Raw genomic sequence first — 24,234 nt, forward strand, 5'->3', positions numbered from 1 at the left:
ATATTTGTTTTGATAGATTTACAATATTTAAAGATAACATAAGCAGATAATATATTTAAGGGGGAATAGTTATATCTTCAGATAAGGTTGACAATACAATTAAGGTTAAGAAGAAAAAGAAGAAGACTAAGATAATTCTAGGTATTTTATTAGTATTTATAATGTATATTTCATACAAAATAATATCTCCATTTTACATAATACCAAGTGAAATAAAGGAATTAAATGAGAATATCAATATTCCTTTTAAATTTGCGACACCATTAGAAGAATATGACTTTGAAGAAGGTGAATGGGAAAGAATTGAAGATTATTGTAAGATTTTTTATTCTGGTTCCAAGGGTGATTATTTGAGATTTAATGGATATCCAGATTTATCAAGTACATACAAATTTACTGGTATAATTACTGATAATCCTGAAGTTTCTTTTTTTGGAATTCATATTGGAGATGAAATGGCTATAGCAAAAGATATTTTAAAAAAGTATGGATATAAATGTTATAACGATGATATGTCATATGAATATTATAAAGGAGGAATTGAATTTAATGTAGGAGTAAAAAGAATTTTCTATGGGACAGATACTGAGGAGTACGTGGACGAGACAGTAGAAAATATAAGTATACAAATAGACTCTACTGATTGGTTACGTAAAGGATACTATAAATAAGAAGTATGAAATAAAAATAAGTATATTACAGGACAATATAGAAATGAGGGTATGTATGATAAAGGGGAAAAGATTAATTATCTGTATTATAGCTATTTTATTTATGATTTTTATCGATTTTGAAGATACAAAAGTTAGTTATTAAAGAGAATATCAGAGAATAACCAGACAAGGGGGAAATCATTATGTCTACAGATAAGACGGATCACACAATTAAGGTTAAGAAAAAAAGGAAGAAGACTAAGATAATTTTAGGGATTCTATTGGTATTTATAATTTATAATTTATACAAAATAATATCTCCATTTTACATAATACCAAGTGAAATAAAGGAATTAAATGAACATATTAATTTAACATATAAATTTGCAACGTCAATTGAAGAGTATAACCTTGATGAAAAGGAATGGAAAAATTCTGAAGGTTATGGAGTTAGCTTTATGAGGGGAGAGGATGAATATTTCGGATTCGAGGGATTTCCTGATCTATCTAGCTCATTAAAATTTACCAGTTTTTGGTCAACCGATTCAGATACATCTATATTTGGGGGAAAGATCGGTGATGATTTAGATGATTTGGAAAAATCATTGTATAAATATGGTTATGAACAGGTAGAAAGAACCAGTGGTGATGTAGTATACAATAAGGGAAGGATTAAAATCATTATAGATGTGGAATCTATTCATTCTGGCGATGACACGAAGGAAACTGTTGAAGAAACGATTCAAGGAATTAGCATATACTTGAAATCCACTGATTGGCTACACAAAGGGTATTATAAATAGAAATATAAAATAAAAAAGGTAAATATACTACAAGATAATGTAGAAATGAGGGTATGTATGATGACAAGGAAGAAAAGATTAATTATATGCATAATAGCTATTTTATTTATGATTTTTATTAATTTTGAAGATACAAGAGTTAGCGCAGGTACTTCAGAAACAAAAAATATAAGGGTCACTGGGGACATATATTATTATATAAAAGAGAATGGGAATAATGAGGCTAATTCAGTAAGAAAGCTATTAAATAATTATCCTTTGGTTTTATATTATGAAGATAGTAAGGGAAATGAATATTGGAAAAATTGCTATACAGATAGTAGAGGCTCTTTTGACGTTCCATTAGATAGAACTAATATAAAAAAAGTATGGGTAGTAATCAATGCTGAGAATGAGGCTTGCAATGTAACTAGAAAAGTTGGCATTGGGAACAGAGGATATAGCTATAAGAGTAAAAAACAAACTGTTAGTTCAAAACAAAAAACTGTTAACTTGAAAGTAAATATAGATAATCAAAATGCCAAGGGAGCTATTAATATTGCAAGAGTTATTAATAATGCTCGAAACTTTATGAAAAATGAAACTGGTATCAATGTTGGCAAAATTAATGTTTTTTGGACTTATGGAAAAGGAATTGACTCTTACACAAATTCGGTAGCTCGTTATGGTATGGTTCTAGCAGGGAAAGACCATGATGAAAGGGATGAAAGTGTAATTTGTCATGAGTATGGACATTGGGTATATGGAACAATACGAAATTCGGGAAGTTTTATGGGAGGGAATCATAGTAGTGAAAATAGAATTGACATTAAATTAGCATATTCAGAAGGATTAGCTACATTTTTCGGACAATCTGCTCTTGGTTCAGCAAGGTATTATGATGGTAATAATGTTCTAGCAACATCAAACTATAGCATAGAATCACCTCACGCAAAAATACCTAAATCTAGAAGAAATGAAGCGTATGTCGCAGCATCTCAATGGGATACGATTGATGGTTATCCTGATAATACTGAAGATTGGGATAAAGTGGATGAGAGTATCAAGAATGTATTAAACACTAATAGAGATGTAGTTTTGGAAGCGGGTTTTATTCCATTTGATATAGATGATATAGAGAATACATTTATGGTGTATGATTGTACCATAGAAGATTTTTATAATAAATATATAGAAAACCATATCAAGAAAAACAGTAATGAAGCTTATGAATTTTGGAATATATTCAATAAAAATGGTATGCAATTCGATAAAGCGAAACCTAAAATAACATTAAATGGTCAAGGAAAGAATGCATTTATAACTGTAAATGATAACGTTTCAAATTTTTATATAGAATTATATGACAATGTAAAAGTTTCAAAGGTAGAATTTTGGATTAATGGCAAAGCTGTAGGTAAATTTACAAATCCAGCAGATAATTTTAACTATGTAATACCAAAAGAAATGTTAAAAGATGGATTAAACAAGCTGGCTATTAAGGCTTATGATTATGCTAAAAATGTTAAAACATATGACAACAAAATTTCAAAACAATTTCCAGCAAAAGACTTTTTTAAAGCATCCAATGATAATAATAATTATAGCAATATGGCGTATCGCCAACCTTATGCTATTGAATTTGTTGATTTATATGTAGAAAAAGATATTTCGGGAGTCAGTACTTTTTCTTTAAATCCATTTATGGATTTGAATGAAGAGAGTGGAATTTCTAATAGCTCTTTTTCAGATAGTATAATAGATGAGTTAGCAGATACATATTCTTTATCTTATAAGAATGAGTTATTTGGATCACTTGATGAAGGACATGTTTCAGAAGAAAATGAAATTACCATCAGCTCAGGAAATGACTATGGTATTCTTATAGATGATACGTTAGGAGATTTTGAAATTATATTAAAAGATCCTAGAGGAAAGATTTATACTAATATAGAAAGTGAAGATGAGCTTGATACGGAAGTTAATCCAGAAAATGAATCTGTAAATGAATTAGAAACACAGTATGTTTTAAATATGGGAAGTAGTGGGTTTATGTTATTCAACCCTATTCCTGGGACATGGAAAATTTCTATAAAAAATTGCGGTACTGATTCAGATTATTATGTGGGTATTTATACAAGGCTGTCAGCGCCTATCATACATAATGAGGAGGAACTGTTAAAGATTCAGGATGGTTCTTCGGTAGAATTAAGAGCTTCCGTTGCAACAGGAAGTTCCATATCAGTTACATCTGGAAGCGCTATATCAGTTCCTGCAGGAAGTGAGTTATCTGTTGTGACAGGAGGAGCTGTTAGCATTACCCTTACTGGAGAGTCGAGTGGGATAAAAATTCAGGATTTAATATATGATACTTTTGATCAAGCAGGTAATTTTACATATACTTTTAAAGATTTACCTGATGATCATTATAAGGTAGAGCTATATTTAATTTCTGAAGATGGATCAACAAGTTGGATAAAAGAGTGCGATCTTATTGTGGATTCAACCATTCCAGACATTTTGCTAGAAGAAGATTATGAGTATTATATATATCCAGGTTATGCAATTATAGAAGGCACTGGAATAAACTCTTCTAATGTTTCAGTTTTTGTGAATGGGACAGCTGTAGCGATCTATGGTTGCAAAGATGATGGTAATGACATTAATTTTGCCACCGATAAAATGATACTTAATAAAGGAGAAAACAGAGTATTAATTATTGCTGAAACTGAAACAGGAAGAAAGGCTGAGAAAGAATTAATACTATATTCTGAATTAGAGGAAGATTGTTTTACAGAAGAACATCAGCCAATCATCGAAAGTGTGTTATTTGATGGCAAAGAGGAACCATTAATTAATAAAAATTCTACAATAGATTTAAAATTAACAGATTCTAATGTTGAAAATTATAAAGTATATGCTATTTGTAATGATAAAATATACAATTTTATTCCAAATGGAGATCATTTTACACTTAATTACACCCCAGAAGAAGGTAGTGGTAATTACTTATTTAGCATATATGCTGTAAGCAAATGGTTAATGTATGATTATAAGGAAATCGAGCTAACTGTTCATAGTGATGATAGCGGAATCTACATCATTAAACAACCCGATGATATAAATATTAAATTGGGTGAGACTGCTACCTTAAATTTAGATGAGATTTTTGGAGGAGCAGATTTCTCAGTCGAATCTGATATCGGTAATATTACTAATCAAGTGTGGGAATTTAAACCTGCTGAAGAAGGCGTTGTTGAAGTAAACTTAAAAGCAATACAAGGAGAAAAAGAAATTACGGTTAGTTTTTACGTAATTGTTGAAGATTCATTAGGATTTAACTTAAAATTAGATGCTAATGGAGGGGAAATGGAAGAGAATGAATGCTATGTAAACTATGGGGAGAGTTATGGTCTATTACCAACCCCTGTAAGAAAGGATTATACTTTTCTGGGATGGTTTACGGAAGCAGATGGTGGGACCCAAGTTTTTCCTACAACAATGGTTAATGAGGGCGATACACAAATACTATTTGCCCATTGGAAAATAAATGGACCGATTGTATATTTTGATGCTACTGGTGGAAATGTAATACAAGATTTTAAAATAGTTTCTACTGGTAGTTTATATGGCGCCTTACCAATACCAACAAGAATAAATTATACATTTGCAGGATGGTATACCCAGGCTACTGGTGGAACATTAATTACAGCAAATAGTAAGGTGAATTTTACAACTGCTCAGACTTTATATGCCCGTTGGACAGGTAACAATTATCAAGTAACGTTAAATGCTAATGGAGGTCTAGTTTCAGGGAAAGCAAGTGTAAGTGCAAATGTTATTTATGGGAATACATATGGAAATTTATTAGTAACACCAACGAAAGCAGGGTATGAGTTTATTGGATGGTTTACGGAAATAGATGGAGGAACCCAGATAACAGCAAGTGATATTGTTAATACTACAGAAAAACAGACCTTATATGCTCATTGGAAAGAAAGAAGTTTCGTAGTATATTTTCAAGGAAATGGAGGAACTGTTCCAGTAAGTAATAAAACAGTGGTATATAAAAGTACCTATGGAGAATTACCAATACCAATCAGAGCTAACTATATATTTCAAGGATGGTATACAAGTACAGTCGGAGGAACAAAAATAACAGAAGAAAGTATTATGACTGCAACAAGTTCCCACTATATATATGCACAATGGCTAGGAGAACCACATACAGTAACATTTGATGCTAATGGAGGAGAAGTATCCCAGAATAGTATGACTGTAACATATGGAAGTCCTTATGGAACCATGCCAACACCAACAAGAACAGGATATAGGTTTGTAGGATGGTCTACGCAAGCAAATAGTGCTAATATAGTAAATTCAGGAAATCCAGTAAATATAGCAAAAGACCAGATCTTATATGCATATTGGGTAGGAAACAATTATCAAGTGACATTGAATGCTAACGGAGGTTTAGTTTCGGGGAAAGCAAGTGTAAACGTAAATGTTATTTATAAAAATACATATGGAAGTTCATTAGTAACCCCGACAAAAGCAGGATATGAATTTGTTGGCTGGTTCACAGAGGTAGAAGGTGGAACGCAGATAACAACAAGCAGTATCGTAGATTTTATCGGAAGCAAAACCTTATATGCCCATTGGAAAGAAGGAAGTTTTAAAGTAACATTTAATGCAAATGGTGGAAGTGTTCAAACAAGTAGTAAAAACGTGATTTATGGGAGCACTTATGGAGAACTACCAATACCAACAAGAGCAAATTATATATTCCAGGGATGGTATACAAATACAGTTGGTGGAACAAAAATAACCGAAGACAGTATTGTAACAATAACAGGAGCAACATCTTTATATGCACAATGGATTGGAGAAACATATGAAGTATTATTTGATGCTAATGGAGGAAGTATATCACAGAATAATATGAATGTAATTTATGGTAATACATATGGTACATTACCAATACCAACAAGAACGAATTATACATTCGCAGGATGGTATACTCAGGCTACCGGAGGCACACAAATAGTAGCAAGCAGTAAGGTGAACATAGCATCCACTCAAACTTTATATGCCCGTTGGACTGGGAACAATTATCAAGTGACATTGAATGCTAACGGAGGTTTAGTTTCGGGGAAAGCAAGTGTAAATGTAAATGTTATTTATAAAAATACATATGGAAGTTCATTAGTAACCCCAACAAAAGCAGGATATGAGTTCCTAGGCTGGTTCACAGAAGTAAATGGTGGAATACAGATAACAGCAAGCAGTATCGTAGAATTTATTGGAAGTCAAACCTTATATGCCCATTGGAAAGAGGGAAGCTTTAAGATAATTTTTAATGCTAATGGAGGAAGTGTACAGACCAATAATAAAAATGTGATTTATGGAAGTACCTATGGAGAACTGCCAATACCAGTGAGAGCAAATTATATTTTTCAGGGATGGTATACTAATACAGTTGGAGGAATTAAAATAACCGAAGACAGTGTTGTAGCAATAACAGGAGCAATACCTTTATATGCGCAATGGATTGGAGAGACATATGAAGTATTATTTGATGCTAATGGAGGAAGTATATCACAGAATAATATAAATGTAATTTATGGAAATACATATGGTACACTGCCAATACCAACAAGAACAAATTATACATTTGCAGGATGGTATACCCAGGCCGTCGGAGGTACACAAATAGTAGCAAGCAGTAAGGTGGATTTCACATCTACTCAGACCTTATATGCTCATTGGACCGGAAAGAATTATACAGTTATATTAGATGCCAATGGAGGTTTAGTATCAGGAAAAACGAATATAAGTACCAATGTTATTTATGGGAATACATATGGGGGTTCATTAATAGCACCAACGAAGGCAGGATATGAGTTCCTAGGCTGGTTCACAGAAATAAATGATGGATTACAGATAACAGCAAGCAGTATTGTTGATTTTATTGGAAGTCAGACATTATATGCCCATTGGAAAGAAGGAAGTTTTAAAGTAACATTTAATGCTAATGGGGGAAGTGTACAACCTAGTAGCAAAAGTGTGATATATAAAAGTGTATATGGAGAACTGCCAATACCAATCAGGTCGAATTATATATTCCAAGGATGGTATACAAATACAGTTGGTGGAACAAAAATAACAGAAGATAGTGTTGTAACAATAACAGGAGCAATATCTTTATATGCACAATGGGTAGGAGAAACACATAAGGTAACATTTGATGCCAATGGAGGGGAAGTATCCCAGAATAGTATAACTGTAACATATGGAAGTCCTTATGGAGCCATGCCAACACCAACAAGGACAGGATATAGGTTTTATGGATGGTCTACGCAAGCAAATAGTGCTAGTATAGTAGGTTCGGGAAATACAGTTAATATAACAAAAGACCAAACACTATATGCGTATTGGATAGGAAATAATTATCCAATTATATTAGATGCCAATGGAGGTTTAGTATCAAAAGCAGCAAGCATAACTACCAGTGTGATTTATGGAAATACATATGGAAATTCATTAATAACACCGACAAAAGCAGGATATGAGTTTCTAGGATGGTTTACGGAAATAGATGGAGGAATCCAGATAACAACAAGTAGTATTGTTAATACTACAGAAAAACAGACCTTATATGCTCATTGGAAAGAAGGAAGTTTCGTAGTATATTTTCAAGGAAATGGAGGAACTGTTCCAGTAAGTAATAAAACAGTGGTATATAAAAGTACCTATGGAGAATTACCAACACCAATTAGGGCTAACTATATATTTCAAGGATGGTATACAAGTACAGTCGGAGGAACAAGAATAACAGAAGAAAGTATTATGACTGCAACAAGTTCCCACTATATATATGCACAATGGGTAGGAGAACCACATACGGTAACATTTGATGCCAATGGAGGAGAAGTATCCCAGAATAGTATGAATGTAATATATGGAAGTCCTTATGGAACCATGCCAACACCAACAAGGACAGGATATAGATTCTATGGATGGTCTACACAAGCAAATAGTGCTAGTATAGTAGGTTCGGGAAATACAGTTACCATAACAAAAGACCAAACACTATATGCGTATTGGATAGGGAACAATTATCTAATTACATTAGATGCCAATGGAGGTTTAGTGTCAAAAGCAGCAAGCATAACTACCAGTGTCATTTATGGAAATACATATGGAAGTTCATTAATAACACCGACAAAAGCAGGATATGAGTTTGTTGGATGGTTTACGGAAATAGATGGAGGAACCCAGATAACAGCAAGTAGTATTGTTAATACTACAGAAAAACAGACCTTATATGCTCATTGGAAAGAAGGAAGTTTCGTAGTATATTTTCAAGGAAATGGAGGAACTGTTCCAGTAAGTAATAAAACAGTGGTATATAAAAGTACCTATGGAGAATTACCAACACCAATCAGGGCTAACTATATATTTCAAGGATGGTATACAAGTACAGTCGGAGGAACAAGAATAACAGAAGAAAGTATTATGACTGCAACGAGTTCCCACTATATATATGCACAATGGGTAGGAGAACCACATACGGTAACATTTGATGCCAATGGAGGAGAAGTATCCCAGAATAGTATGAATGTAATATATGGAAGTCCTTATGGAACCATGCCAACACCAACAAGGACAGGATATAGATTCTATGGATGGTCTACACAGGCAAATAGTGCAAGTATAGTAGGTTCAGGAAATACAGTTACCATAACAAAAGACCAAACACTATATGCGTATTGGATAGGAAACAATTATTTAATTACATTAGATGCCAATGGGGGTTTAGTATCAAAAGCAGCAAGTATAACCACCAGTGTTATTTATGGAAATCCATATGGAAGCTCATTAATAACACCGACAAAAGCAGGATATGAGTTTCTAGGATGGTTTACGGAAATAGATGGAGGAACCCAGATAACAGCAAGTAATATTGTTAATACTACAGAAAAACAGACCTTATATGCTCATTGGAAAGAAGGAAGTTTCACTGTTAATTTTTACGGAAATGGAGGAACTGTTCCAATAAGTAATAAAATCGTGGTATATAAAAGTGCATATGGGGAATTACCTATACCAACAAGAACAAATTATGTTTTCCAAGGATGGTATACAAGTACAGTCGGAGGAACAAGAATAACAGAAGATAGTATTATGACTGTAACAGGTTCCCACACTATATATGCACAATGGGTTGGAGAAACACATACGGTAACATTTGATGCCAATGGAGGAGAAGTATCCCAGAATAGCATGAATGTAATATACGGAAGTCCTTATGGAGCCATGCCAACACCAACAAAGACAGGATATAGGTTTGTAGGATGGTCGTTACAATCTAATGGCAGTAATACAGTAAGTTCAGGAAGTATCGTTAATATAACAAAAGACCAGACCTTATATGCATACTGGTCAGCAAATTACTATCCAGTAATATTAGATGCTAACGGAGGAAAAATCAAAAGTGGAAACACATATGTTAACACTCAAACAGTATATGCAACTTATGGAAATAGTTATGGAAGTGTTTTACCAATACCTGTAAAGGCAGGAAATATATTTGAAGGCTGGTATACTAAAGTAGACGGAGGAATAGAAGTAAAAACGAGCGATATTGTTGATATTACTCAAGAATATAAGCTATATGCACATTGGAATCCAATAAAATCTAAGATATCTTTTGACGCTAATGAAGGATCAGTATCTATATCGAACAAAGAAGTAACTTATGGAGAAACATATGGTTATTTACCAACTCCGGTAAGAAGAAATTATAATTTTTTAGGTTGGTATACATATGGTGGTGCAAAGATTGAAGACAGTACGTTAGTGAGTATAACGAGTGCAATGACGCTTACTGCTAAATGGATTGGTATTGATTCAAATGTTACATTTAATGGGAATGGTGGCAGTGTACCAAGTCAAAGTATGAACGTTTACTATGGAAGTAAGTATGGCACTTTACCAACACCAACAAGAGAAGGATATAATTTTGATGGGTGGTATACCTATAATGGTCAAAAAATTACATTTGACACAATAGTTGAAATTACCAATGATCAGACTTTATATGCTCATTGGACGATAAAAACATTGACCATTTATTTCATAACAAATGGAGGAGTGTTACCAGCTAGTACACAAATTGTAAATTACGGTGATTATTATTCATTACCAACACCGACTAAAAATGGATATGTATTTTTGGGTTGGTTTAAATCTTCAAACGAACAGGTTACTTCAGATACAAGAGTTAAAATTTCAGGCTCAATATATCTCTATGCATATTGGGGGAGCTAAATAAGAATTAATTAAACAAAACTAAAATGAGAGTGTGAAATAATTTCTGTAAATTAGCTTTCTATGATAATTTTTGAGGCATGAGTGCTTGGATATCCAGTATTCATGCCTCATTTTTAATATAAATTATGTTTTTGTGTATGTCAATAAGACCCTTTCAAAAAGGGGTTATTTTTAATAATTATAAACGGCCTTCAAACATGATTGACAGTTCACCATATATCTTACCTCAGTTTCGGATTGGCAGGCTCCACTTTTTTGTCGCTTCAAAAGTTGCTAGATAAAGAGCTTTTAACAAGGCAATATCACTTGGAAATACGCTTCGCCCGCGGTTTAGTCGACGTATGTACTATTCAGACTTTCAATTACATTTGTCGTATAGATAACCTTCCGTACATCGGAAGAGAACTTGAAAATAGGGCTGATAACGTCCCAATTGACTGACCAATTGTATTTCCATTAATGGTTATTGGTAAGAAGTTTTAGAATTTGCGGACAGTGAGGAAATCACATAGAGGTTACTTGCCGTATATAAGATGTACTAATACATTGTAAATTTAAACAAAAATGTATATTAATTCCATAAACAGTATGTTTTTTTATTAAATTTATGTTATTATAATTTTATATTTTATAGTTTTAGTGGCAGATAATTATATCTGTCACTGTTTCTGTTTTCTATAATAAGAAAGGATGATAGATGGGGTGAGTGCAGTTTTAAATCGTGTTTTACATAGTATTACCTATAATAAAAAGAAGAATTTTATCAAGATTCTGTCTTTTAGCGTACTTTTCTATTTAATTATTGTTATGGGTGCATCCAGTTTTTCCAGTAAAGAACAAGTAAAAGAATTAAAAAATTCGATAGCAAATGCAGTGACTATTTTTAAAACACCTTTGGGTGAATTGCAAGCTTATGATAATTTTACCAAGGATGAAATAGAAAAAATTACGAATGATTCTGCTATAAATAAAATTAATATAACGTCCATTGATACTGCAGATTTTGTGAATATAGAACCTGTTATGGAAGAAGGAACAAAGGAGTATTGGGAATCCTATCAACTACCATTACCGGAGGGATGCACGTTGTTTGGAATAACCAATAGCGAATCATGTGTAATGTTTGCCGGTGCCGGTTTAGTTTTGACAAAAGGAACGGATATCACACAGAAAGAAGATGGAAAAAAGGTTGCGTTGATATCAGAGGAATTGGCTAGAAAGAACAGTCTTGCCCTTGGCAGCAAGATTACAGTATGTCTGCCAGAAACGAATTGGAAGACGTTAAAAGAGGTCTATGGAGAAGATTTCGATGAATATTTTTCTATTCAAACCCTGGAATTGACAGTTCGTGGGATTTTCAAGTTTCCAGACTGGCAGGAAAAAAGCACTGTACCCTATGAATATCAAGGCAACTTTGTATTCGTGCCGCAGGGTACATTGACAGCTTATGGGAAAGAACAGGGAACCAGCTTTTACATGCCCAAGCAAGTAAGCGTTTATTTAAAAGATTTGTCTCAGGTAGAGGAATATATTACAAGGATAAAAGAAAGATTGGGAAAACAAACCCTTACTCAGCATGGAGAAACGGTTGAATACATATATAAATGGGACAAGGATTGGATTGATATTGTAGCAAGACCCATGAATGAAATTGGTAGAATGACACAAGTTGTGACTATAATAATCTCTGTAAGTACTTATATTATAATGCTGTTAGTAAGTGCGTTCGTTTTAAAAGGGCGGAAGCGCGAGTTTGGAATTCTGATGTCTATGGGAGAGTCTAAGAAAAAAATAATCGCACAAGTAATTTTAGAGGAACTATTCCTGATTTTTGCAGCACTCTGTCTGGCTCTTTTATTAGGATCTGCAACAAAAAACTATGTTGGAAGTATTATAGTAGGCCAATCTGCGAAACAAACAAATACTCAATTAGAGCAAAAGCAGGAACTTTTTAAATTGGAAGGTGAACAAGAAGGACTTTTCTTAAAAAATATTTTAGAGCATAAAAGCGATCTGGTAAAGGCCAAGGAACAGTTGGCAGTTTCTTTTTATACAAAAAATATGATGATTTTTATGGGATTGGGAATTATTTTTGTATTGATATCATTGATACCACAAATGCTGTTCTTTCTTAAGCAAAGTCCCATAAAACTATTATTGTCTAAATGGTAGAGGGGAGTAATATATGAGTTTTGTGAAGCGTGCTTTTTACAGTGTAATTTACCACAAAGGAAACAATTTACTGCTGTTTGGAATTTTTACGTTAATTTTAACTTTGGTTCTTTCCTCTATTTGTGTTAGAGATGCAGCGGAAAAAGGCATTAATCAAATAGGAAAGTCAGTTGATATATCTGTATTAGCAATAAAACATAAAGATGATATGGAACTTGATTCTTTTGGCTTACAGATGGCCCATGAAATGGAAAAACTTCCTCAGGTGAAGATGGGTAGTTACCTATCGGATACGATAGCAGTGGCAAAAGATTTCAAGTCTTATTTTAATAAAGATTTATATACTTATACGCTGGAAATACTTCCGGAAAGGTATTCAAAGGAATGGGAGGATGGAAGTGTTAACCTGGTAGGGATCACGGATACAAGTAACTATTGGTTCTTTCAAGAAAATAGAAATAAATTGCTGGAGGGAAGACATTTAAAAAAGGAAGATGAAGGAAAGTCATATGCGATTATAAGCAGAGTGCTTGCTGAAACAAATCATCTGGAGGTTGGAGATACTATTACCTTACAGTCATTTACCATGAAAAATAAAGTCAAAGAATTCAAAATTGTAGGAATTCATTCGGGAGCCATAGGCAATACATTCCCAAGTTATGAAGCTGATTGCAATTATATCTTTACACCAGTTGAATTTGCAGATTACCTGGGTCCCGGAGGTATTAAAAAGGCAGAGTATACTTTAAATAATGCCTTTAAAGCAAATAATTTTATAGATGCAGCACAGATGATTGTGGAGCAAGGGGAAGACAAGGGAGAATTAACATTTGAAACTAACAATCTTATGTTCTTGCAAGCATCTTCTGCAATGAAAAGTTCAATTTATGTTGCCAATGCTATTTTAGTATCCGTTATTTTCATGGGAGGAATTGTCCTTTGTTTAATGGTACTATATTCCATGCTGGGACGTTTTTTTGAAGTAGGAGTGTTATTGTCTCTAGGGGAAAGAAGAAAATATATTGTTTTACAGATGATAATAGAGGTTTTTTTACCTTTGCTTCCGGCCATTCCCATAAGCATAATTAGCAGTAATCTGATTGCTGGCTGGCTTGGTGAGATATTACTAAGCAACGGTCCAGCCATGGAGAAAATAACAGTCTTGGTAAGCATACAATCCATCTTCATTGTATGTGTGTGTGGTCTGGTATTAGCAATAACAGCCTGTATCCTGCCCATAAAAAGAATTATGAAATATCAACCAAAGAAACTTTTGCAAATAATGGAGTGAAAGAGAGATATATAAGGAGAGATTAATGAAATCAATATTAAAAATGCAAAATGTAGGATATTATTACCAAACAAAAAACAATAGGGTGGATATTTTACAAGATGTTAATTTTTCTTTTGAACCAGGAAAACTATATACGATTGTAGGACCTTCAGGCTCAGGAAAAACCACAGCTCTTACTTTATTAGGAGGTCTCGAAAAACCCCAACATGGGGAAGTACTCTATAAAGAAAAGAATTTAAAAGAAATAGGTTATGATAATTATAGAAATCAGAAAATAGGAATTGTTTTTCAAGCTTATAATTTGCTGAATTATTTGACTCCATTACAAAATGTTATTGCAGCCATGGAGATAACAAAGAACGAAATCCTTAATAAAAAGGAAAGGGCAGAGGAGTTCCTTGAAAAAATCGGAATAGATAAACATATGATGAATAGAAATGTCAGCCAATTATCAGGAGGTGAGCAGCAGCGTGTAGCGATTGCCAGAGCTATTTCCACTCAAGCAGAAATACTGCTGGCAGATGAACCTACTGGAAATTTAGATAGTGATACGGCAAAAGAAATTATAGGAATATTTAAAATGCTGGCTCATCAGGAACAAAAGTGTGTAATTGTCGTTACCCATTCTGAAGACTTCGCGAAAAGTTCGGATATTATAATTAGGTTGAAAGATAGAAAATTTATTGGTGAAGATTAAGGAATACATTATGTTATTAAAAATTGGGATTATTGACAGGAATATATCATCAAGTTTTGCAGCTTTATTTCATCTTTATTGAAGTAAAGCTGCAAAATATAAGGAAAGTACTCCATTGGTACCTTTATTTCTGATAATTATTAAGATACTCTTTATATACATTAATTACTTTTTCCATTGCCTCTTTCCCCGGAGCACCGATAGTTGTCCTTTTATTTACACAAGTCTCAAGGCTGATTGCCTCATAGATATCTTCTTCAAAGACAGGACTAATTCTTTTATATTCCTCTAAGGTCATATCATCCAGAGCAATGTTTTTCTCAATGCAGTACAGAACAAGCTGTCCTACGATTCCATGGGCATCACGGAAAGGTACTCCATGATTTACAAGATAATCAGCGGCATCAGTTGCATTGGTGAAACCATTTTTTGCACTAGACTCCATAATATCTTTCTTAAAGGTCATGGTAGAGATCATCCCGTTAAATAGTGAGATGCAGCCTTTTACCGTATCAATGGCATCAAAGGTAAGTTCTTTATCTTCCTGCATATCCTTATTGTAGGCGAGAGGAATTCCTTTCATGGTAGTGAGTAATGACATTAAAGAACCATATACACGACCTGTTTTTCCTCTCACTAATTCTGCGATGTCAGGATTTTTCTTCTGTGGCATAATGCTGCTGCCGGTACTATAGGCATCATCCAGTTCAATGAATTGATATTCGTTGGAATTCCAGATAATGATCTCTTCACTAAAACGGCTTAAATGCATCATAATCGTGGAAAGTGCACTTAATAATTCAATCAGGTAATCTCTATCAGATACAGAATCCATACTATTTAGAGTAGGGCCGTAAAAGTTTAGAAGTGCTGCCGTATATTCCCGGTCAAGGGGATAGGTCGTACCGGCTAATGCGCCTGACCCCAGTGGAGAATAATTTATTCTCTCGTAGATATCATGAAGCCGGTTTCGGTCCCTTTTAAACATTTCGAAGTATGCTCCAAGATGATGAGCTAATGTAATGGGCTGGGCTTTCTGAAGATGAGTGAAACCAGGCATAAAGGTTTCTATGTGATTTTCCATGGCCGTTAGCAGTGTTGCTAATAATTCTTTTAACAGGGAATCTATTTCGGTTACTTCATCTCTTGTATATAATTTCATGTCAAGAGCTACCTGATCATTACGGCTTCTCCCTGTATGGAGTTTTTTACCGGCTTCTCCAATTCTGTCAATCAGATTTGCTTCTACAAAGCTATGGATATCTTCGTGAAGTTCATCAATGCATAAAATACCATTTTCAATATCCACTTTTATCCCTTGCAACCCCTGAACGATTTCTTCTTTTTCATTCTGAGAAATTATATTTTGCTTTGCCAACATAGATACATGGGCAATACTTCCTTCTATGTCCTGCTTATAAAACCTTTGATCAAAGGAGATAGAAGCATTAAAATTATTTACTAATTCATTGGTCTCTTTCGTAAAGCGTCCGCCCCATAGTTTCATAATATTCAACCTCATTTCATACTTTTGTTTATATATTAACTCTTTTTGAATATTTATGCAACAAAAAATAATGTGACTTTTATCACATTTTAATTTTTTAGTAGAATTTACATATTACAATGTGATAAAATACAGACAAGAAGAGGAATTATATGGTATATATCTAAAGATATATACCAAAAACCCAATGAAATATTATATGAGTATGAAGTGGTTGATAAACGTATATACTTATAGAGAAAATCCTTGTAGGATCTGTATGAATTGTATCATAAATTCAGAATATTTATTCGTTTTGCAATCCTTACATAATGATAAAAGTAAGAATGGAGATGATTAGATTGGAAAAGGTATTGGAACAATTACAACCATATTTGGATAAGAATATGGCTCTTACTACTGCATTAACCCTATTAGAGTGGGATAATGAGACCTTAGCACCATTAGAAGGTATCTCTAATACAAGTAAAGCCATTGGAATATTATCAGATGAACAGTTTAAAGCTTTAATTAATGATGATGTTAAAAATATATTAAAGAAGTTAGAATCCAAGGAAGAGTATAATAAGCTGAATGAGAGGGAAAGAGCTGTCATTAAACAGCTTCGCAGGACATACCGTCAATTGGAAGCCATTCCTTCAAAGGAATATAAGGAATTTTGTGAATTTAGTGCAATGGCACCAAGTATCTGGGCTAAAGCAAGAGCACAGAACAATTATGAAGAGTTTGCTCCTGTATTAGGAAAGCTTATTGAATATAAAAAACGATTTGCGAATTACAGAAATAAAGAGGGAGAAAAAGCGTATAATATATTACTTGATGATTTTGAAGAAGGAATCACCATGGACTTTCTGGATGATTTCTTCGGTAAAATAAAAACAGAGATCATTCCTTTATTAAATAAAGTTATTAAATATAATGATATTATATCAAAAGATTATAATTCTCTTTCTTATACAATAGAGAAGCAACGGGATTTTTGTAAATGGATCAGTTCTTACATTGGTTTTGACTTTAACAGAGGGATTCTGGCTGAAAGTGAGCATCCTTTTTCAACAAATCTTCACAACAGGGATGTAAGGATTACAACTCATTATCAGGAGAAGAACCTGGAGAATGCCATATTTTCAGTTATACATGAATCAGGACATGCAATTTATGAAATGGGGATTTCTGATGAATTGACTCAAACAATTGTAGGTGCAGGTACTTCTATGGGAGTTCATGAATCACAGTCCAGATTCTTTGAAAATGTAATTGGCAGAAGTTATGAATTCTGGAAACCGATTTATCCAAAATTGGTCAGTACATTTCCGGAGCAATTAAATTCTGTAACATTGGAAGATTTTATCCGTGGCATTAATAAGGCAGAGCCAGGGTTAATAAGAATCGAAGCAGATGAGTTAACATATACATTCCATATTATGATAAGATATGAAATGGAGAAATTAATTTTTGGAAATGAAATTAGTTTAGAAGAGCTTCCTAAGATATGGGATGATAAATATGAAGAATATCTTGGAATGAGACCGGCCAATCCGGCAGAAGGGATCTTGCAGGATATCCATTGGTCCGGCGGCGATTTTGGGTATTTTCCATCCTATGCTATTGGCAATGCAATTGCAGCTCAATTATATTATCATATGAAATCTGTTATGCCTTTTGATGAATACCTTCTTCACGGGGATTTAAAACCTATTGTTGATTACTTGAAAGATAATGTACATCAATATGGTACTATGAAGAATATGAGGGAATTATTAAGGGACATTATGGATGAAGATTTAAATGTTGATTATTATATCAGATATTTAAAAGAAAAATACTCTAAAGTCTATCATTTAGAGACAGAGTAGGATTCTTATTATATATATTTTTAATGAAAGGTCAAATTGACCTTTGAATAGAAGTGCAAAAGTATATATTTTTTGCATTTCGTTCATATTAATACATGTAAACTTTCATTGTATAATCCAAGTTTAAGGGATGGAAAGGAAATCAGTATGAAAAACAATCTTATTATCAAAGAAGTATTAGGTAGAGAAATATTAGACTCCAGAGGAAATCCTACTGTTGAAGTAGAAGTTACATTAGAAGATGGAAGTAAGGGAAGAGCAGCAGTTCCATCAGGTGCTTCTACAGGTGCTTATGAAGCAATTGAACTTAGAGATAACGAAAAGAACAGATATCTGGGAACAGGTGTCTTAAAGGCAGTAGGGAATGTAAATGGACCGATTGCCCGTGCGGTTATTGGGTTAAATGCACTGGATCAGGCAAAGCTTGATAAGGCCATGATTCAGGCAGATGGTACTCCAAACAAAGGTAAATTTGGTGCCAATGCAATCCTGGGTGTATCTTTAGCAGTTGCAAAAGCAGCAGCGACCTCTCTTGGTATGCCATTATATCGTTATCTTGGAGGAACAAATGCAAAAACACTTCCGGTTCCTATGATGAACATAATCAATGGTGGAAAGCATGCAGATTCCAGTCTGAATATTCAAGAATTTATGATAATGCCGGTTGGGGCAAAATCTTTTTCACAAGGTTTAGAATGGAGTGTTACCGTATTCCATACTTTAAAGAAATTATTAAAAGCAGATGGTTATGTAACAGCAGTAGGTGACGAAGGTGGGTTTGCACCAAAATTTGATTCTGATGAGCAGGCATTACAATATATTGTAAAAGCCGTTGAAACAGCTGGATTTAAGTCAGGAGAAGATTTCTATATTGCTATGGATGCGGCATCTACTGAAATGTATGAAGAAGCAGCAAAGGCTGGACGAAAAGGAGAATATCTATTCTGGAAATCCGGCGAATACAAAACTGTAGAGCAAATGATACAGTATTGGGAAGACTTGTGCAATAAGTATCCAATCATTTCCTTAGAGGATGGTTTGGCAGAGGATGACTGGGAAGGCTGGAGCGAACTTACAAAACGCCTTGGCAACAAGATTCAGCTTGTAGGGGATGATTTATTTGTAACGAATACAGAGAGAGTTCAAAAAGGTATTGCAAATCATGTATCTAATTCTGTATTAATTAAGTTTAACCAGATAGGATCACTGACTGAAACATTAGATTCTATAGAAATGGCTAAGAATAATAAATGGACTGCAATCGTATCCCATCGTTCCGGTGAAACAGAGGATGTTACTCTAGCAGATATCGCAGTTGCAGTAAATGCAGGTCAGATTAAGACCGGAGCACCTTCAAGAAGTGATCGTGTTGCAAAATATAATCAATTACTTCGTATTGAACAGGATTTAGGCGAGGAAGCAGTATATCCAGGATTAAAAGCATTTTCCCACCTTAGATAAAAGTTAAAAAGGGGCTTTTACAAAATATATTTTTTGGAAATTAGAAGAACTTTATATTTCTCGAAATTTGTGCTCTATCGCGCGAAAGACAGCGGCATTCTCTATCTTGCCGCTTTTCGCACATACATCGCACAAATTATCTACGAAATATAAAGTTCTTCCTATATGCAGAGAATCTTATATTTTTGTAAAAGCCTCTTTTATGGTAAATGTGGAATTATGCATTATTATATGTCTTTTAGGACTTCGTTCATACTTCCGGTTCTATAACCATTTAAATCCAGTGTCACATATGTAAAACCAATTTCTTTGAATTCTTTTCCTACCTGTCTCATAAGATCCTTATCAACAAAACGTTCAAATTCCTTTTCACCTAATTCAATTCTGGCAGTATCATCATGATGACGTACCCTCAACTGACGGAATCCCAGATCAATCAGATAATTTTCAGCTCTTTCTACCATTGATAATTTTTCTCTTGTAATCTTATGGCCATAAGGAAAACGAGAGGACAAACAAGCAAAGGCCGGTTTGCTCCAGGTAGGTAGATCTAATTCTTTCGATAATATTCTGATATCTTCTTTTGTCATTTTTGATAACTTGAGAGGAGAAACTACACTTAGTTCAGCAGCTGCCTGCATTCCAGGGCGATAATCTCCTAAATCATCAAAATTAGAACCATCTGCAACATATTGTATGTTTCTTTGTAAAGCTTCTTCTTTTACTTTATGAAACAGCTCTTTTTTACAGTAATAACAGCGGTTGGTAGGGTTTTCTGTGAAGCCTTCTATATCTAATTCTTCCGATTCAATTATGATATGAGTCGCTCCAATATCTTTGATCCAACGTTTGGCTTCTTCAAATTCCCTTTGAGGATAAGTGGAAGAAGTTGCAGTAACAGCAATGACTTTATCACCTAATACATCATAAGCAACTTTTAATAGAAAAGTACTGTCAACTCCACCTGAGTATGCGACTGCCAAACTTCCCAGATCTTTTATGTAGTTTTTAAGAAAGCTATATTTTTCTTGTAATGTCATGGATATTCTCTCCTTAATTATTTCATAGTAAAATAATATATAATGTAGATTAATCGTACTTTAAGATAATAAGTGTGTCAAGTATGAAAAAGGTAAAACGTTATCTATGCCTTATGAAAAAACCTTACTCTATAGATACTATACTATAAAGTAAGGTTTTTGATAAATGAATATACATCTCCAATGACATTCCGGTAAACAATAACCAATATATTATATAGTACGATTAGCAGTCATGATGGCCTATCATATAATAATTGGTAAAATTACATCGAAAAGATTTAATCACATTGCCACTTTCCAAAGCTATACTGCTGCGATTACATAAATTCACGTCACATTTGTAGGGCAGATTATCATACATGGAAATAGTATCTGGAACAGTAAATTCAAATGGTCGTAATTGTGTCATAAAATTCTTCAAGGTCTCAGGCATGGTACCACTCCTATACTAATAATATGTATAACTATAGAGTCACAACTCTATATATCTTTTGTACTATTTAATATATAAAGTATACAACCATTTTCCTATATTATCAATGGGAATTATGGTTTACTTTTTTCTGTAGTTCGACAACAAAAATCGGTACAATGGACAATAAGAATACAATGAGCCATTGAGTTTTATTTAATGAAATAACATCAAAAACTTTCGTAAGGGGCGGATACATAATTACGGCTATTTGTAAGAAAGTACATATTGCAAAAGAAAGTAACAGTCTTGGGTTTGTAAATAAACCGATGGTAAAAATGGATTGAGTGCTTCTCATATTAAATGCATGGAATAATTGTGAGAGGCTAAGGACACAAAAAGCCATTGTCCTTCCATATATCGGTCCATTCACACCTCCCATAGAGTTCCCATCAAAATAACGGATACCTATAACGAATGCGAATAGAGCCAGAGAGCCTATCATAATTCCTTCAAATATAATCTTAAACACAAGCCCATCCGCAAATAATCCTTTGGATGGAGAAATAGGTTTTCTCTTCATTATATTTCTTTCCGCTGGTTCCACTCCTAAAGAAATTGCAGGTAAGGAATCTGTTACAAGATTTACCCATAGCAGCTGTACTGCCAGAAGAGGAGATGGAAGACCAAAAAGTATTGCAATAAATATGGTTATGATCTCACCTATATTACTGGATAAAAGGAAATGGACAGATTTTCTGATATTATCATATATTCCACGGCCTTCTCTTACTGCAGATACAATAGTGGCAAAATTGTCATCGGTTAAAATCATATCAGCAGCATTTTTGGCAACATCTGTACCGGAAATACCCATGGCACATCCAATATCGGCAGCTTTTAATGCAGGAGCATCGTTTACACCATCTCCAGTCATTGCCACCACTTCACCTTTTGCCTGGAATGCCTTTACGATACGTACTTTATGTTCGGGGGAAACTCGTGCGAACACACTGTAATCAGCTATTTCTTCGGATAATCTTTCATCGCTCATTAGGGATAATTCGCTTCCGGTAATGGATCTTTCTCTAAGATTAAGTATTCCCAGATCTCTTGCAATAGCGCAAGCCGTTGAGATATGATCCCCTGTGATCATTACTGGTTTAATGCCGGCCATCTTACATGTAAGAACAGCATCCTTTACTTCGCTCCTTGGCGGATCGATCATACCAATTAATCCCACAAAGACAAGACCATTTTCTAAAACTTCACCACATGTTGTAATATTGCAGGGAATAGAATTTATCTCTTTATATGCTGTGGCAATTACTCTTAAGGCATTGTTTGCCATACTCTGGTTGTGTTTCCCAATAAGATTCTTCTTAAGACTGGTAAGAGGAATCACTTTACCATTCTCATAGATATAACTGCAGCGATTTATCAGAACATCAGGAGCTCCTTTTGTAATACTGATATATTTACTGCTTTTACTATTTAATTCCGTCATGCCATCCAGACGGTCATTCAGTTTATGTACAGTTGTCATGAGCTTTCTTCCGGAATCAAAAGGAATCTCAAAAATTCTTTTATATGTAAGATCTAATTTGATTTTTGTGAGACCTGCATGATATGCTGCTACGACTAAAGCACTTTCCGTCGGCTCACCCGTTGCAATGGCTTCCTTTTTATTTACCTGTAAAATGGAATCATTGCATAAAGATGCCAGGGTCAAGATAAATTTTGCAAATTTTCCATCCAGACGTTCTGTCCCATCAATGGAAGAAATGTCTGTCACCGTCATTTTATTCTGTGTTAAAGTTCCTGTTTTATCAGAACAAATGACCGTTGCACTTCCCAGTGTCTCAACAGCAGGCAATTTACGAATAACAGCATTCTTCTTTGCCATCCTTTGTACTCCTAAGGAAAGCATAATAGTAACAATAGCAGGAAGTCCTTCTGGAATTGCGGCCACTGCAAGGCTTACAGAAGTCATAAACATATCAAAGATAGGCATTTGTTTTATAATTCCAATGATAAAGATGACAATACATATCAAAAGGGCTGCTATACCAAGAGATTTACTGGTTTTTGCAAGTCTCTTTTGTAAGGGTGTCATAGGTGCAGTATCATCCATAATAAGGCTTGCAATATGTCCAACTTCAGTATCCATGCCGGTATGGATCACGATGGCACTGCCACGGCCATAGGTTACAACGCTGGTGGCCATAACTAAATTTTTTCTCTCGGATATCAGCGTGGATTCTTCAAGAACACAAGAACTATCTTTTTCAACTGGATGGGATTCCCCGGTAAGAGAAGATTCTTCTACTTTAAGATTTACGGATTCAATTAACCTTGCATCTGCAGGAACATAATGTCCGGATTCTAAAAGGATAATGTCCCCAGGTACTAATTCCTTAGAATCTACGATAGATACAATGCCTCCTCTAAGCACTTTGGCAGTGGGAGCAGACATCTTCTTTAATGCTTCCAGAGATTTTTCAGCTTTGTTTTCCTGAATTGTTCCAAGTATGGCATTTAATGTGATGATGATCAGGATAATAATGGGATCTACAAAATCGACTTCTCCCTGTAGCAAAGAAACTAAAAAAGAGATGAAGGCAGCAGCAATTAATGTTATTATCATAAAATCTTTGAATTGTTCCAGAAATTTAATAAGGGTACTTTTATTCTTTTTCGATTTTAATATGTTTTTTCCATACTTTTTTTGCCTTTTTTCCACTTCTTTATTAGACAACCCCGATTCTAATGTAACCGAGAGTTTTTTTGCAGTATCTTTAATTGATAAACTATGCCAATTCATATATTATACTCCTTTCTGGGACAGTAAAAATTTTAAAGATAGTCCTAGCTAAGTATATGAAAAAGTAGAAAAAATATAACTGCTGTACCGCACCCTTTTCACGTTAGTAATGTTTATCACATTTTAGATTTACAAAAATAGCGTGTGATTATTATCCAACGGAGACAAGGTCCCTTTATGGATTAATAATTCACACG

General features: G+C 34.0%; 12 protein-coding genes and 1 pseudogene. 8 read left to right on the forward strand and 5 right to left on the reverse strand.

Annotated elements, in window-relative coordinates; translation table 11 throughout:
* Positions 1-161 precede the first annotated feature (161 nt).
* The 3 genes from EDD66_RS15380 to EDD66_RS15390 all read left to right on the forward strand — a co-directional run bounded on the left by EDD66_RS15380 (position 162) and on the right by EDD66_RS15390 (position 10,768).
* Positions 162-671: a hypothetical protein gene (locus EDD66_RS15380; protein ID WP_123610466.1), complete on the forward strand. Its 510-nt coding sequence runs from the start codon at positions 162-164 to the stop codon at positions 669-671.
* 185 nt (positions 672-856) lie between these two features.
* On the forward strand, positions 857-1,456 hold the full coding sequence (locus tag EDD66_RS15385; protein ID WP_123610467.1) for a hypothetical protein: 600 nt from the start codon (positions 857-859) through the stop codon (positions 1,454-1,456).
* A gap of 57 nt (positions 1,457-1,513) precedes the next feature.
* Positions 1,514-10,768: an InlB B-repeat-containing protein gene (locus tag EDD66_RS15390; protein ID WP_170164385.1), complete on the forward strand. Its 9,255-nt coding sequence runs from the start codon at positions 1,514-1,516 to the stop codon at positions 10,766-10,768.
* Between the two features lie 229 nt (positions 10,769-10,997).
* Here the strand turns inward: EDD66_RS15390 and EDD66_RS18975 are convergent.
* A pseudogene (locus tag EDD66_RS18975) lies at positions 10,998-11,218 on the reverse strand (transposase); the annotation flags it as partial.
* A 255-nt stretch (positions 11,219-11,473) separates the two neighbouring features.
* Here EDD66_RS18975 and EDD66_RS15400 point away from each other — a divergent pair.
* The 3 genes from EDD66_RS15400 to EDD66_RS15410 are packed head-to-tail and all read left to right on the forward strand — an operon-like array spanning position 11,474 to position 14,934.
* On the forward strand, positions 11,474-12,943 hold the full coding sequence (locus EDD66_RS15400) for an ABC transporter permease (RefSeq protein ID WP_170164386.1): 1,470 nt from the start codon (positions 11,474-11,476) through the stop codon (positions 12,941-12,943).
* 13 nt (positions 12,944-12,956) lie between these two features.
* Positions 12,957-14,234 carry an ABC transporter permease gene (locus EDD66_RS15405; protein WP_123610470.1) on the forward strand — a complete coding sequence of 426 codons (1,278 nt, stop codon included), beginning with the start codon at positions 12,957-12,959 and terminating at the stop codon, positions 14,232-14,234.
* Positions 14,235-14,259: 25 nt separating this feature from the next.
* Positions 14,260-14,934, forward strand: coding sequence for an ABC transporter ATP-binding protein (locus EDD66_RS15410; protein WP_123610471.1), 675 nt, complete (start codon positions 14,260-14,262; stop codon positions 14,932-14,934).
* 124 nt (positions 14,935-15,058) lie between these two features.
* On the opposite strand, the gene argH is transcribed toward EDD66_RS15410, so the two are convergent.
* Positions 15,059-16,444, reverse strand: a complete 1,386-nt coding sequence (gene argH, locus EDD66_RS15415) for an argininosuccinate lyase (protein ID WP_123610491.1) — start codon at positions 16,442-16,444, stop codon at positions 15,059-15,061.
* A gap of 338 nt (positions 16,445-16,782) precedes the next feature.
* Between argH and EDD66_RS15420 the strand changes: the two genes are divergently transcribed.
* Complete coding sequence (locus tag EDD66_RS15420) at positions 16,783-18,297, forward strand: carboxypeptidase M32 (protein ID WP_123610472.1); 1,515 nt, start codon at positions 16,783-16,785, stop codon at positions 18,295-18,297.
* A 147-nt stretch (positions 18,298-18,444) separates the two neighbouring features.
* Positions 18,445-19,758, forward strand: a complete 1,314-nt coding sequence (eno, locus tag EDD66_RS15425) for a phosphopyruvate hydratase (protein WP_123610473.1) — start codon at positions 18,445-18,447, stop codon at positions 19,756-19,758.
* A gap of 227 nt (positions 19,759-19,985) precedes the next feature.
* Here the strand turns inward: eno and larE are convergent, their stop codons facing one another.
* From larE to EDD66_RS15440, 3 genes are all read right to left on the reverse strand, one after another.
* Complete coding sequence (gene larE, locus EDD66_RS15430; RefSeq protein WP_123610474.1) at positions 19,986-20,798, reverse strand: ATP-dependent sacrificial sulfur transferase LarE; 813 nt, start codon at positions 20,796-20,798, stop codon at positions 19,986-19,988.
* 226 nt (positions 20,799-21,024) lie between these two features.
* Positions 21,025-21,234, reverse strand: coding sequence for a hypothetical protein (locus tag EDD66_RS15435; protein ID WP_123610475.1), 210 nt, complete (start codon positions 21,232-21,234; stop codon positions 21,025-21,027).
* A 103-nt stretch (positions 21,235-21,337) separates the two neighbouring features.
* Positions 21,338-24,037 carry a calcium-translocating P-type ATPase, PMCA-type gene (locus tag EDD66_RS15440; RefSeq protein WP_123610476.1) on the reverse strand — a complete coding sequence of 900 codons (2,700 nt, stop codon included), beginning with the start codon at positions 24,035-24,037 and terminating at the stop codon, positions 21,338-21,340.
* Between the last annotated feature and the right edge of the window lie 197 nt (positions 24,038-24,234).

It is taken from the genome of Mobilisporobacter senegalensis (genome assembly GCF_003752155.1).
GTDB classification, from domain to species: Bacteria; Bacillota; Clostridia; order Lachnospirales; family Lachnospiraceae; genus Mobilisporobacter; species Mobilisporobacter senegalensis.